Annotated in this window: 12 protein-coding genes; 9 read left to right on the top strand and 3 right to left on the bottom strand. The window is 70.4% G+C overall.

Translation table 11 applies throughout. From position 1 onward, the window contains the following. Positions 1-368: 368 nt before the first annotated feature. On the bottom strand, positions 369-1388 hold the full coding sequence (locus MOQ72_RS29805; protein WP_242189056.1) for a 4-hydroxy-3-methylbut-2-enyl diphosphate reductase: 1020 nt from the start codon (positions 1386-1388) through the stop codon (positions 369-371). A gap of 139 nt (positions 1389-1527) precedes the next feature. Between MOQ72_RS29805 and MOQ72_RS29800 the strand changes: the two genes are divergently transcribed. The 4 genes from MOQ72_RS29800 (at position 1528) to MOQ72_RS29785 (ending at position 3947) form a co-directional block, all read left to right on the top strand. Beyond that, positions 1528-1974, top strand: a complete 447-nt coding sequence (locus MOQ72_RS29800; RefSeq protein WP_242189055.1) for a lipid droplet-associated protein — start codon at positions 1528-1530, stop codon at positions 1972-1974. Between the two features lie 61 nt (positions 1975-2035). Then, entirely contained in the window at positions 2036-3262 is a 1227-nt protein-coding gene (gene xseA, locus MOQ72_RS29795; protein ID WP_242189064.1) for an exodeoxyribonuclease VII large subunit, read from the top strand. A 14-nt stretch (positions 3263-3276) separates the two neighbouring features. Continuing rightward, positions 3277-3696: a hypothetical protein gene (locus MOQ72_RS29790; RefSeq protein ID WP_242189054.1), complete on the top strand. Its 420-nt coding sequence runs from the start codon at positions 3277-3279 to the stop codon at positions 3694-3696. Continuing rightward, a complete protein-coding gene (locus MOQ72_RS29785) occupies positions 3693-3947 on the top strand; it encodes an exodeoxyribonuclease VII small subunit (protein ID WP_242189053.1) in 255 nt (84 codons plus the stop codon). The genes MOQ72_RS29790 and MOQ72_RS29785 overlap by 4 nt, the downstream gene beginning before the upstream one ends. A gap of 27 nt (positions 3948-3974) precedes the next feature. Here the strand turns inward: MOQ72_RS29785 and MOQ72_RS29780 are convergent, their stop codons facing one another. Next, entirely contained in the window at positions 3975-4568 is a 594-nt protein-coding gene (locus tag MOQ72_RS29780; RefSeq protein ID WP_242189052.1) for a DUF4245 domain-containing protein, read from the bottom strand. A 179-nt stretch (positions 4569-4747) separates the two neighbouring features. Between MOQ72_RS29780 and glpX the strand changes: the two genes are divergently transcribed. Together glpX and MOQ72_RS29770 are read left to right on the top strand one after the other, a co-directional pair. After that, positions 4748-5785: a class II fructose-bisphosphatase gene (glpX, locus tag MOQ72_RS29775; RefSeq protein ID WP_242189051.1), complete on the top strand. Its 1038-nt coding sequence runs from the start codon at positions 4748-4750 to the stop codon at positions 5783-5785. 212 nt (positions 5786-5997) lie between these two features. After that, entirely contained in the window at positions 5998-6744 is a 747-nt protein-coding gene (locus MOQ72_RS29770) for a S1 family peptidase (RefSeq protein WP_242189050.1), read from the top strand. 83 nt (positions 6745-6827) lie between these two features. Here MOQ72_RS29770 and MOQ72_RS29765 read toward each other — a convergent pair whose 3' ends face one another. Beyond that, entirely contained in the window at positions 6828-7808 is a 981-nt protein-coding gene (locus tag MOQ72_RS29765; protein WP_242189049.1) for an NAD(P)/FAD-dependent oxidoreductase, read from the bottom strand. Between the two features lie 199 nt (positions 7809-8007). On the opposite strand from MOQ72_RS29765, the gene MOQ72_RS29760 reads away from it, so the two are divergent. The 3 genes from MOQ72_RS29760 (at position 8008) to MOQ72_RS29750 (ending at position 11969) form a co-directional block, all read left to right on the top strand. Beyond that, positions 8008-8778: a S1 family peptidase gene (locus MOQ72_RS29760; protein WP_277954875.1), complete on the top strand. Its 771-nt coding sequence runs from the start codon at positions 8008-8010 to the stop codon at positions 8776-8778. Between the two features lie 235 nt (positions 8779-9013). Next, positions 9014-10408: a class II fumarate hydratase gene (locus MOQ72_RS29755; RefSeq protein ID WP_242189047.1), complete on the top strand. Its 1395-nt coding sequence runs from the start codon at positions 9014-9016 to the stop codon at positions 10406-10408. A 46-nt stretch (positions 10409-10454) separates the two neighbouring features. Then, positions 10455-11969, top strand: coding sequence for an ATP-dependent DNA ligase (locus MOQ72_RS29750; RefSeq protein WP_242189046.1), 1515 nt, complete (start codon positions 10455-10457; stop codon positions 11967-11969). The last annotated feature ends 2 nt before the right edge of the window (positions 11970-11971 follow it).

The raw sequence follows: 11971 nt of genomic DNA, 5'->3' as shown, positions 1-11971 counted from the left end.
GGGGGGGGCGGGCGCCCCCCCGCGCCCCACGCGGTCGGGGGCCCGCGGGCGGGCCCGGGGCGGCCGGGGGGCCGGCTAACCCCCCGCCCACCCGCGGGGCCACGCGCCCGCCCGCGCGCGCGCCCCCCACCCGAGGCCGGAGCGCGACGGGCGGGCGGTGCCGCCGCGGCGGGGCGCAGCCCCGCGGCAGGCGCCCGGCCGGGGGCGGCCGCCGGAGCCGCCGCAGGGGGAGCCGCCCCGGCGACCCCGCAGGCCGCGACGGGACGAGCAGCTCGGGTAGACGAGTCGTTCCGGCGGGCGAAGCCCGCTGTTGCGCCGTCAGGCGCGGAAAAGGGGCACCCCGCGCGGATGCCCCTTTTCGATGAACCTCAGCGGACGCTCTTGGGCTTGTCCGGGTGGTCGTCGAGGTCCTTGCGGAGTTCGCGCGGCAGCGCGAAGGTGACCTTCTCGTTGGCCGTGGTGACCTCGTCCACCTGGTGCCAGCCGCGTTCCGCCAGGTGGTCCAGGACCTGCAGCACCAGCACGTCCGGCACCGAGGCGCCGCTGGTCACACCGACCGTGGTGACGTCGGCCAGCCATGCCTCGTCGATCTGGGTCGCGTAGTCCACGAGGTGCGCGTCGGACGCGCCAGCCTGCAGGGCCACCTCGACCAGGCGCTTCGAGTTCGAGGAGTTCTGCGAACCGACCACGACGACCAGATCGCACTCCGGCGCCATCGCCTTGACCGCTTGCTGCCGGTTGGACGTGGCGTAGCAGATGTCGTCACTCGGCGGCGCCTGCAGATCCGGGAAGCGGTCCTTGAGCTGGTCCACCCGCTCCATCGTCTCGTCCACGCTGAGCGTGGTCTGGGACAGCCACACCACCTTGTTCGGGTCGCGCACCTGGACCTTGTCGACATCCTCGGGCTTGTCGACCAGCTGCACGCGGTCCGGCGCCTCACCCGCGGTGCCCTCGACCTCCTCGTGCCCCTCGTGGCCGATCAGCAGGATGTCGTAGTCGTCGCGGGCGAACCGGTTGACTTCCTTGTGCACCTTGGTGACCAGTGGGCAGGTGGCGTCGATGGTGCGCAGGTTGCGCCGCTCCGCCTCCGCGTGCACCGCCGGGGACACCCCGTGCGCGGAGAACACCACGAGCGCGCCCTCGGGCACCTCGTCGGTCTCGTCCACGAAGATCACGCCGCGCTCGGACAGCGTGTCCACCACGTGCCGGTTGTGCACGATTTCCTTGCGCACGTAGATCGGCGGTCCGTAGGTCTCCAGGGCCTTCTCGACGGTGATTACCGCGCGGTCAACACCTGCGCAGTACCCGCGCGGCTTGGCCAGCAGGACCCGCTTGGTCCGCCCGGCGTCCTGGTCAACGAGGTCAGTGGCCTCGGGCGAGGTCGTCATACCGCCAAGGGTACGGACCTGCCCCGAAGCCCTCAGCCCTGCAGTCGTCGGCGCGCCTCGGCAGTCCCCGACCACCTCGATCCGCGCAGGTGCGGGACCGGTGGTGGCTTCGCGGCCAGCAGTGCGGCAGGCTGGGCGCATGTCATCGCTCCCCCTGCCGGTGCGCGTCGCCGCCGGGCTCGCCGCCACCGCTGTCGAGCAGGCCCGGCAGCTCCCGACCACGCTGCTCGGCCTGCCGGTCACCGTGGCCAGCCAGGCGTTGCAGGCGTCGATGCGGATCCAGCAGCAGATCACCGAGCTGGCGATCAAGGGCGACGAAGCCCTCGCCGGGCTGCGCACCCCCGAAGAACAGCCCGCCTGGGCGACCTTCGACGAGGACGAGCCGACGGAACCGCAAGTGCTGGCCGAGGACCTGTCGGTGCTGGCCGACTACGACCACCTGACGCTGCCGCAACTGCGGGGCAGGCTCCGTTCGTTCACCGAGGCGGAACTGGCCGAGCTGCTCACCTACGAGCAGCAGCACGGTCAGCGGCCGGAGTTCCTCCGAATGCTGCGCAACCGCCTGGACCGGCTGCGCAACCAGTGACCGATCCCCGCCCGCGGCAGACCCGGAAGACCGGTCGGCGAGCGACGCACGAGGAGTGAAGCTGAGTTCTCCGACAAGTCCCGAACAGCCCTGGCCGGTGCGGACCGTGGCGCGCAAGATCGCCGACTGGATCAACCGGCTCGGCTCGGTCTGGGTGGAAGGGCAGGTCACCCAGATCTCGCTGCGCCCCGGTGCGGCCACCGCGTTCCTGACGCTGCGCGACCCGTCCGCCGATGTGTCGCTGACGCTGACCTGTGCGGCCGCGCTGCTGCGTCAGATGGAGCCGCCGCTGACCGACGGAAGCCGGGTCGTGGTGCACGGCAAACCGACCTTCTTCGTCGGTCGCGGCACGCTGAGCCTGCGGGTCGACGAGATCCGCGCGGTCGGCATCGGCGAGTTGCTGGCGCGCATCGAGCGGCTGCGCCAGCTGTTGAAGGCCGAGGGCCTGTTCGACCCGGCGCGCAAGCGCCCGCTGCCGTTCCTGCCCAACCGGGTCGGCCTGATCACCGGCCGCGCCTCGGCGGCCGAGCACGACGTGCTGACCAATGCGCAGCTGCGCTGGCCCGCGGTGCAGTTCGAGATCCGCAACGTCGCCGTGCAGGGCTCGACCGCCGTGCCGCAGATCCTCACGGCCTTGCAGGAGCTGGACCGACTGCCGGAAGTGGACGTGATCGTCCTGGCGCGCGGCGGCGGTAGCGTCGAAGACCTGCTGCCGTTCTCCGACGAGGCGCTGTGCCGCGCGGTCGCCGCCTGCCGGACGCCGGTGATCAGCGCCATCGGGCACGAGCCGGACTCGCCCCTGGTCGACCACGTCGCGGACGTGCGCTGCTCGACCCCGACCGGCGCGGGCAAGCGCGTGGTGCCCGATGTCGCCGAGGAGACCCAGCGGATCCACCAACTGCGCGACCGCGCCCGTCGCGCGCTGCACGGCTGGGTGGATCGGGAGCGTCGGTTGCTCGACGCGCTGCGCAGCCGTCCGGTGCTGGCCGACCCGTTCGGACCGCTGCAACAGCGTGCCGAACAGGTCGAGTTGCTGCGCGATCGGGCACGCCGCGCGGTGACGACCGCGTTGAACACCGAGCGACACGCCTTGACCGCCACTCGATCTCGCTTGACGACCTTGGGCCCGGCCGCCACTCTGGCTCGTGGATACGCAATCGTGCAGCGCGTCGAGGACGGCGTGGACGGGGTGCTCCGATCGGTGGACGAAGCACCGCCGGGAACGCGCCTGCGAGTGCGGGTCGTTGACGGTGCGGTCCAGGCAGTCGTACCGGACCGAACAGGCTGAACAGGACGGAGACCGTGCACCCGAAGCAGGAACCATCGTTCCTCCCCCTGACCGTCGGCGTCGCGCGGTCGGCGGCCACCGGCTCGCTGCCCCGACGGGATCGGGCCAGCGAGGTGCAGCGCTGCGCCGAGGCGGCCGACTCGACCGCGGCCGGGTGCTGGGCCGCGCTGCTGGGCGGCTGCCAGTCCGCCGAGCGCAAGGACCTGCCGTCCCGGCTCCGCGCGCTGGTCGAGGCCACTTCTGGATACGTGGGGGCCGGGTCGTGGGCAGCGTCGACGCATCGACGTAGGGTCGCGGAAGCGCAGTTGCGCATCAACGACGCGGTGCGCGAAGGAGACGGCGCCGAGTTCGCCGAGGCGTTCGTCGGCTACGACCAGGCGATCGCCACCGCGGTGGTGTCCGTGCAGAGCAACGTGGAGAGTCCGACCCCGTGACCGCGAACGAGCAGCAGGACGAGCACTTCGACCCGGTGGCCGACCACCCGGAGGTCGCTGAGCTCGGCTATGAGCAGGCCCGCGACCAGCTCGCCGAGGTGGTCAAGCAGTTGGAGGCTGGCGGGCTGTCCCTGGAGGACTCGCTGGCGCTGTGGGAGCGCGGCGAAGCCCTGGCAGCGGTCTGCGAACGCCACCTCGCGGGCGCCCGAGAGCGCGTCGAGCGCGCCCTCGCCGCCGTCGAAGAGAAGTGACTTCCTTCCCGCTGCGCCAGTACTGCGTCAGGAGATGGCTGGGGCGGCGATCGCCGCCTCGGCGAGGGTGCGGAACTCCGGTTCGTCGGCGTTGCCCGTGATCAGCAGCCGGACTCCGTCCCGCTCCGAGACCCAGGCCCGCTCGCCGCGCACGCTCTCGTAGCTCACCCACTGCCGACCCGCGACGTCCACGGTGCCTTCAGCGTGCGGCGGCTGCCGCGTCTCGGCGGTCACGAGCTCTTCCTCCGACGCCGTCGACTGCGCCAACCGCAGGTAGCGCGCTCCGCCGGTCAACCACCCGACCCGCACGACCTGCGCGTGCGAGCCGAGCGTGGTCACGTTCGCCGAATTGGCCCGCCAGTCCGCGGGCAGATTCGGTTCGCGGACCGGGAAATCCACCCGTTCGGCCGCATCGCGGAGTTCGCCGGGGACGTCGACGGTCGGCACCGGACCGCCCTCGATCGACGGACCGCCCGGGTTGAACGAGCACTGCCCGACCAGACCCGCCACCCCGAAGGCCACCAGGACCAGCGGCAGGATGGCGAAGACCATCGCGGACGCGGTCCGCGGCGGGCGGGACGGCGCCGGTTGCTGGTTGCCGGGTTCAGCCACGACGCCCATGCTCTCACCAGCCGCGTGACCGGCCGCTGGGCGGCCAAGCGGGAGTGGGCTGCCCCACGCGTGACCTCCGACGAGTCCCCCGATCTGGGAAGATCGGAGGTAACGAGCCTGAGCGCGGGTACCTTCCCGCCGAACTCGGGTCGGCGATATCCGAAGAATGCTCACCACCGGGAGGCGCGATGAGCAGCACTGAACGACGCCGCGAAGCACCGGACCGCAACCTCGCGATGGAACTCGTCCGGGTGACCGAGGCCGCCGCGATGGCCGCTGGTCGCTGGGTCGGGCGCGGCGACAAGATCGCTGGTGACGGCGCCGCGGTGGACGCGATGCGCAAACTGATCGGCACCGTGTCGATGCGAGGTGTCGTGGTCATCGGCGAGGGCGAGAAGGACGAAGCGCCGATGCTCTACAACGGCGAGCAGGTCGGCAACGGCGAAGGCCCGGACTGCGATGTCGCGGTCGACCCGATCGACGGAACCACCCTGCTGAGCAAGGGCATGCCGAACGCGCTGGCGGTGCTCGCGGTGTCCGAACGCGGCACCATGTTCGACCCGTCCGCGGTGTTCTACATGGAGAAGATGGCCGTCGGTCCGGAAGCCGCCGGGGTCGTGGACCTCACCGCTCCGATCGCGGAGAACATCCGCCGGGTGGCCAAGGCCAAGCACATCGACGTCTCCGACGTCACGGTGTGCATCCTGGACCGCCCGCGGCACGAGCAGATCGTCAAGGACGTGCGCGAGGCGGGCGCACGCATCCAGTTCATCTCCGACGGCGACGTGGCCGGTGCGATCGCGGCGGCACGCCCGGACAGCGGTGTGGACATGTTGCTGGGCATCGGCGGCACCCCGGAGGGGATCATCGCCGCGTGCGCGCTGAAGTGCCTCGACGGTGAGATCCAGGCGCGGCTGTGGCCGCGGGACGACGCCGAGCGCGCCAAGCTCCGCGAGGCCGGGCACGACGCGAACCAGGTGCTGACGACGTCGGATCTGGTGCGCGGCGACAACATGTTCTTCTGCGCCACGGGCATCACCGACGGCGCGCTGCTCAAGGGCGTGCACTACCGGGCCAACCGGTGCACGACCCAGTCGATCGTGATGCGCTCGAAGTCCGGCACCGTCCGGGTGATCGACGGCCTGCACAAGATGTCCAAGCTGCGCGAATACGCCGATGTGGACTTCGGTGAGGAGGACACCGCACCGCACGGCTTATTGCCCTGACGAACCGGTTTCGACCGGGAAATTGGGAAATATTCCCCCAACACCGGACACACCACCGTTTTCCAAGCGGTGACCTGCGGTTTCGATTGCGGGTCACCGCTTTTCGGTGCTGTCGACCTCCGTCCTTCGTTGGTACGCCGAAAGGACGCATCCGCTTACCGTCGGTGCCCATCCGGCCAGTGGTGCCGGGAAACCGGGAGGATTCGACGGACATGCGGAAGCGTTCGGTTCTGATCGGAGCCATCGCTGCGGTCGGCGCGATCGGCGCACTTGGCCTGCCCGCCGTCGCGGCGGGTGACGATGTCGATCCGTTCATCGTCGGCGGCCACGACGCCACCGAGGAGTACTCGTTCATGGTGTCCCTGCAGCAGCAGGGACAGCACGGCTGTGGCGGCACGCTGATCAAACCCGATTGGGTCGTCACCGCGGCGCACTGCGTGCAGGGCGGCGGCCAGTTCTCGGTTCGGGTCGGCAGCAACGACCACACCACCGGCGGCGAAGAAGCCAACGTCACCAACGTGCAGATACACCCCTCCGCCGACATCGCGGTGCTGCAGCTCGACCAGCAGCTGCAAGCCACCCCGATCAGCATCGCCGCGGACTCGGGCCCGACGGGCACCGCGACCCGGATCATCGGCTGGGGCCAGACCTGCGCCGAGCCCGGTTGCGGTCCGGCGCCGCAGACCTTGCAGGAGCTGGACACCCAGATCGTCGACGACACGGCCTGCACCGGTATCGACGGGCAGGGCGAGATCTGCACGGACAACCCGAACGGCGATTCCGGCGCGTGCTACGGGGATTCCGGCGGCCCGCAGCTCAAGGGCAGCCCCGGCAACTGGGAGCTGATCGGCGCGACCAGCCGTTCCGGCAACGGCGACTCGACCTGCGCCACCGGCCCGTCGATCTACACCGACGTGGTCGCCTACGCGGACTGGATCAACCAGAACACCGGCGGCTGAACCCCGATGCGTGGTGGGCGGCTGCCGCCCACCACGCCCGGGAACCGTCGCGATTTCGGGAGAACATCCGGATTCCCGGCGTCCTAGCCCGCGTTCGAGGAGTGGCCGGGGAAGAGGTGGGCATCCGGGTTCAGCTCGACGGCGATGTTGTTGACCGCCGTCGCCGCTTCACCGAACCCGGTGGCGATCAGCTTGACCTTCCCCGGATAGGCCGCGACGTCCCCGGCCGCGTACACCCGAGCCCGGTTCGTCCGCATCGTGCTGTCCACGAGGATCGAGCGCTTTTCCAGCTCCAGTCCCCACTTCTCGATCGGGCCCAGGTCCGCGGTGAACCCGAGTGCGGCCACCACGGTCTGCGCGGGCAACACCTGGCGTTGCTCGCCGCCGACCTCGATCTCCACCTCGTACACCCCGGTGTCGTCGCCGCGGATCTCGGCGACCTCGGCCGGGACGATCAGCGGAATGCCCAGGTCCTCGACCTTGCTGACCAGGCCCGGATGCGCGCGGAACCGCGTCCGACGGTGCACGAGGGTCACGCTGCGGGCCACCGGGTGCAACGCCAACGCCCAGTCGAACGCGGAATCGCCACCGCCGATCACCACCACGTCGTGTCCACTGTGCACGGCCAGCTCCGGGATGAAGTGCACGACACCACGACCGACCCAGTCGCCACCGGCGGGCAACGGCCGAGGGGTGAACTCGCCGATCCCCGCCGTGATCAGCACCGCGCCAGCCCGCACCTCTTCCGCACCGACCCCGACGAGCAGACTTCCGTCCACATCGGACAAGTCGGTGGCGGGTCGACCGAGCAGGTAGATCGGATCGTACTGACCGGCCTGCTTCACCAGTGCGGAAACCAGATCCCGGCCGCGCACCTCGGGAAACCCGGCCACGTCGAAGATCATCTTCTCCGGGTACATGGCGGTCACCTGGCCGCCGGGTTCGGGCAGCGCATCGACCACCGCCACCGACATGCCGCGGAATCCCGCGTAGTAGGCGGCGAACAACCCGGTCGGACCCGCACCCACGATCAGCAGATCAACCTCATGGGGAACCGCAGTCATGCCCACCACCTCGTCGTAGACCGTGTGGACACACCCAGGCTAGCCGGATCGGTCCGCAATGTCCGCACCCTCGGGCCGTACTGCGCCAGTTCGCCGAATTCGCTCCAGCAGTCGGCGGTACCCGGCCGGTAACTCCCCGCTTACGTTCACCGAAAAAGGGGATCACCGTCGGGGAGGAGAATTCGTGAAGAGGACGTCCATGCTGCTCGGGGGTATCGCAGCACTGGCGCTGAGCATGGCTGCGCTGCCTGCGACAGCCACCGCCGCCACCGCCTCGGACAATCCGGGCACGCTGATCGTCGGTGGACGCGCCGCGACCGAGCAGTACGACTGGATGGCGTCGCTGCAGCGTGCCGGTCAGCACAGCTGCGGGGCTTCGCTGGTCGACCAGCAGTGGGTGCTGACGGCGGCGCACTGCGTGCAGGACGCGGCTCCGGCCGACCTCGGTCTGCGCATCGGCAGCCCGGACCACACCAGCGGCGGCACGGTGGCCGGTGTGTCCGAGATCGTGGTGCACCCGGACTACGCCACCAAGAACCCCAACGGCGACCTCGCGCTGCTGAAGTTGGACCACGCGGTGCCGCAGACTCCGGTCGAGATCGCCGACGGCTCCGGCGACGTCGGCACCCCGTCGCGGATCATCGGATGGGGCCTGTCCTGCCCGATCCGCGGCTGCGGCCAGCCGCCGACGCAACTGCAGGAATTGGAGACCCAGGTGGTCGCCGACGGCCAGTGCTCGCTGAGCACGATCGACGGCCCGACCGAAATCTGCACCGGCAGCCAGGAGTTGCTGGCCAACGCCTGCTTCGGCGACTCCGGCGGACCGCAGTTGGAGGGCGAGCCGGGTGACTGGAAGCTGACGGGTGTCACCAGCCGCCTCGGCAGCCTGGTCCCGGTGTGCGGCACGGCCCCGTCGGTCTACACCGACGCAACGGCCTACCGGGACTGGATCTACGCCACCATCGGTTGATCTTTTCCAGGTGAAGGGCACCTTTTACCAAGTAACTTGGTGAAAGGTGCCCTTCACTCTTCGCCCGTGCGGAGGATCTTCGGCGGCCAGAGCCGCGGCGCGGGCGGAGCGGGTGCGAGATGGGGCACCTTCATCGGTCCAGTTCGGACATTCGGCGTGCGCCGGGCCACAGATCGACCGCCGAGTGGGGTGGCCCACGCTGACCGGGAGCGCCCCGCAGCGGGACACTTCTGCTATGGCTGAACAGGATTACCGGATCGAGCACGACACGATGGGCGAGGTGCGGGTGCCCGCCCACGCCCTGTACCGGGCGCAGACCCAGCGCGCCGTGGACAACTTCCCGATCTCCGGCCGGGGCCTGGAGCGCACCCAGATCCGCGCGCTCGGCCTGCTGAAGGCCGCGGCGGCGCGGGTCAACGGTCGGCTGGGCGTGCTCGACGCCGAGGTGGCCGAGGCGATCGCGGCCGCTGCCGACGAGGTGGCCGAGGGCGCGCACGACGAGCACTTCCCGATCGACGTGTTCCAGACCGGCTCCGGCACGTCCTCGAACATGAACGCCAACGAGGTCATCGCCACGCTGGCATCCCGGCGCCTCGGTCGCGACGTGCACCCCAACGACGACGTCAACGCCTCCCAGTCGTCCAACGACACCTTCCCGACGACGATCCACGTCGCGGCCACCGAGGCGGTGCTCACCGACGTCATCCCAGCGCTGGAGCACCTCGCGACGACGATCGAGGGCCGCGCCGCGGAGTGGACCGAGGTGGTCAAGTCCGGCCGCACGCACCTGATGGACGCGGTGCCGATCACGCTCGCGCAGGAGGCTGGCGCGTGGGCTTCGCAGGTGCGGTACGGGATCGAGCGGTTGCAGGGCGGTGTGCCGCGGCTCGGTGAGCTGCCGATCGGTGGCACCGCTGTCGGGTCGGGCCTCAACGCGCCGGACGGGTTCGGCGCGGCGGTGGCCGCGGAGCTGGCGGAGGTCACCGGTCTGCCGCTGACCGAGGCGCGGGACCACTTCGAGGCCCAGGCCGCGCAGGACTCGGCGGTGGAGATCTCCGGCGACCTGCGCACCGTCGCGGTGAGCCTCACCAAGATCGCCAACGATCTGCGCTGGCTGGGCTCCGGCCCGCGCGCCGGTCTGGCCGAGCTGGCGCTCCCGGACTTGCAACCGGGTTCGTCGATCATGCCGGGCAAGGTCAACCCGGTGATCCCGGAGGCCACCCTGCAGGTGGTGGCGCAGGTGATCGGCAACGATGCGGCCGTGGCGTTCGCCGGTTCGCAGGGCAACTTCCAGCTCAACGTGATGCTGCCGGTGATCGCGCGCAACGTGCTGGAATCGGCGCGGCTGCTGGCGGCGGTGGCGCGACTGCTGGCCGACAAGGTGTTCGCCGGGGTGCAGGCCAACGTGGCGCAAACCCGCGCGTATGCCGAGGGTTCACCGTCGATCGTCACACCGCTGAACCGCTACATCGGTTACGAAGAGGCCGCCGCGGTCGCCAAGCAGGCCCTCAAGGAGCACAAGACGATCCGCGAGGTGGTCCTGGAGCGCGGCCACGTCGACTCCGGCAAGCTCACCCTGGAACAACTGGACGAAGCCCTCGACGTCCTCCGGATGGCAACGGGCCGGTAGCCGCGACCGGGTGCGGGTTGTCGGTGCGGATGCGCACTATGAACGCATGGTGCTGCTCGCGGACGTGGTCGCGACCTCCGGCGAGGTTTCGGCGACCCGATCTCGGAAGGCGAAGACAGCCGCGATCGCCGGACTGCTCGGGCGGCTGGACGCCGAGGAGGTCGCTCCGGCGACCGCGTTGCTGGCTGGCGAGCTGCCCGGCGGACGCGCCGGGGTCGGTTGGTCGACGCTCGCCGCGCTGCGCGTGGCATCCGCGCCGGAACCCGCGCTGACGATCAGCGACGTCGATTCGGCGATCGGCGCGGTGCGCCAGATCAAGGACTCCGGTTCGGGCCAACGCCGGACCGAGGCACTGACCGACCTGCTCGGCAAGGCGACGCCTGCCGAACAGCAGTTCCTGGTGCGCCTGTTCGGCGGCGAGCTCCGCCAAGGTGCCCTGGAAGGCGTGATGATCGAGGCCATCGCCGCGGCAGCCGAGGTGCGGACCGAGGCGGTTCGGCGGGCGTTCATGCTCTCCGGCCAGTTGCCCGCGACCGCCGAAGCGGCGTTGCGCGCTGGTGAACCGGCCCTCGCCGAGTTCCGCTTGGAGGTGGGCCGCCCGGTGCGTCCGATGCTGGCGTCACCGGCCGAGAACCTGGATGCCGCGCTCACCGAACTGGGCGAGGTCAGCGTCGAGTACAAATTGGACGGTGCCCGGATCCAGGTGCACCGCGACGGCGACGACGTGCACATCTACACCCGAACGCTGCGCGAGATCACCCGCAACGTGCCCGAACTCGTCGAACTGGTACGTGGGTTGAACTGCCAGGCCGTGGTGCTCGACGGCGAGACGCTCGCGCTCGACGACGCCGGGCGTCCCCGGCCATTCCAAGAGACGATGGGTCGTTTCGGCGCGCAGAACTCGCGAGAACTCCTGCTGCACCCGTACTTCTTCGACTGCCTGCACCTCGACGGCGAAGACCTGCTCGACCTGCCGCTGCGGCAGCGCCTCGACGCATTGGGACGAGTCGCACCGCAACACCAGATCCCGGCGACCCTGTCGCCGTCGCCGGAACGCGCTGCTGAGCTGTTCGACGAAGCGCTGGACGCCGGGCACGAAGGCGTCATGGTCAAAGCGCTGGACTCGGGATACGCGGCGGGGCGGCGCGGCCGGTCCTGGCGGAAGGTCAAGCCCGAGCACACCCTCGATCTGATCGTGCTCGCCGCCGAGTGGGGGCACGGCCGACGCCGCGGTTACCTGTCCAACCTGCACCTGGGCGCGCGGGACCCGGACGGCGGTCCGCCGATCATGGTCGGCAAGACGTTCAAGGGCCTCACCGACGAACTGCTGGCCTGGCAGACCGCGGAGTTCCAGCGCCGGGAGACCCACCGCGACGACTGGACCGTCCACGTCGTTCCCGAACTGGTCGTGGAGATCGAACTGGACGGCGTGCAGACCAGTCCCCGCTATCCGGGCGGGGTTGCCCTGCGCTTCGCCCGCGTGCTGCGCTACCGGCCGGACAAGGATGCCGCCTCCGCCGACAGCATCGAGGCGGTTCGCGCCATGCTCCCGGCCGGGTGAGA

This window comes from Saccharopolyspora soli (assembly GCF_022678645.1).
Taxonomy (GTDB): Bacteria; Actinomycetota; Actinomycetes; order Mycobacteriales; family Pseudonocardiaceae; genus Saccharopolyspora; species Saccharopolyspora soli.
Note: the sequence above shows the minus strand (reverse complement) of the source record. Positions and strands in the feature narration are given on the sequence as shown.

Coding starts and splice junctions, on each gene's coding strand:
- MOQ72_RS29805 (WP_242189056.1), bottom strand. CDS start 1,388: ATGACGACCTCGCCCGAGGCCACTGACCTCGTTGACCAGGACGCCGGG.
- MOQ72_RS29800 (WP_242189055.1), top strand. CDS start 1,528: ATGTCATCGCTCCCCCTGCCGGTGCGCGTCGCCGCCGGGCTCGCCGCC.
- MOQ72_RS29780 (WP_242189052.1), bottom strand. CDS start 4,568: ATGGGCGTCGTGGCTGAACCCGGCAACCAGCAACCGGCGCCGTCCCGC.
- glpX (WP_242189051.1), top strand. CDS start 4,748: ATGAGCAGCACTGAACGACGCCGCGAAGCACCGGACCGCAACCTCGCG.
- MOQ72_RS29770 (WP_242189050.1), top strand. CDS start 5,998: ATGCGGAAGCGTTCGGTTCTGATCGGAGCCATCGCTGCGGTCGGCGCG.
- MOQ72_RS29765 (WP_242189049.1), bottom strand. CDS start 7,808: ATGACTGCGGTTCCCCATGAGGTTGATCTGCTGATCGTGGGTGCGGGT.
- MOQ72_RS29760 (WP_277954875.1), top strand. CDS start 8,008: ATGCTGCTCGGGGGTATCGCAGCACTGGCGCTGAGCATGGCTGCGCTG.
- MOQ72_RS29755 (WP_242189047.1), top strand. CDS start 9,014: ATGGCTGAACAGGATTACCGGATCGAGCACGACACGATGGGCGAGGTG.
- MOQ72_RS29750 (WP_242189046.1), top strand. CDS start 10,455: ATGGTGCTGCTCGCGGACGTGGTCGCGACCTCCGGCGAGGTTTCGGCG.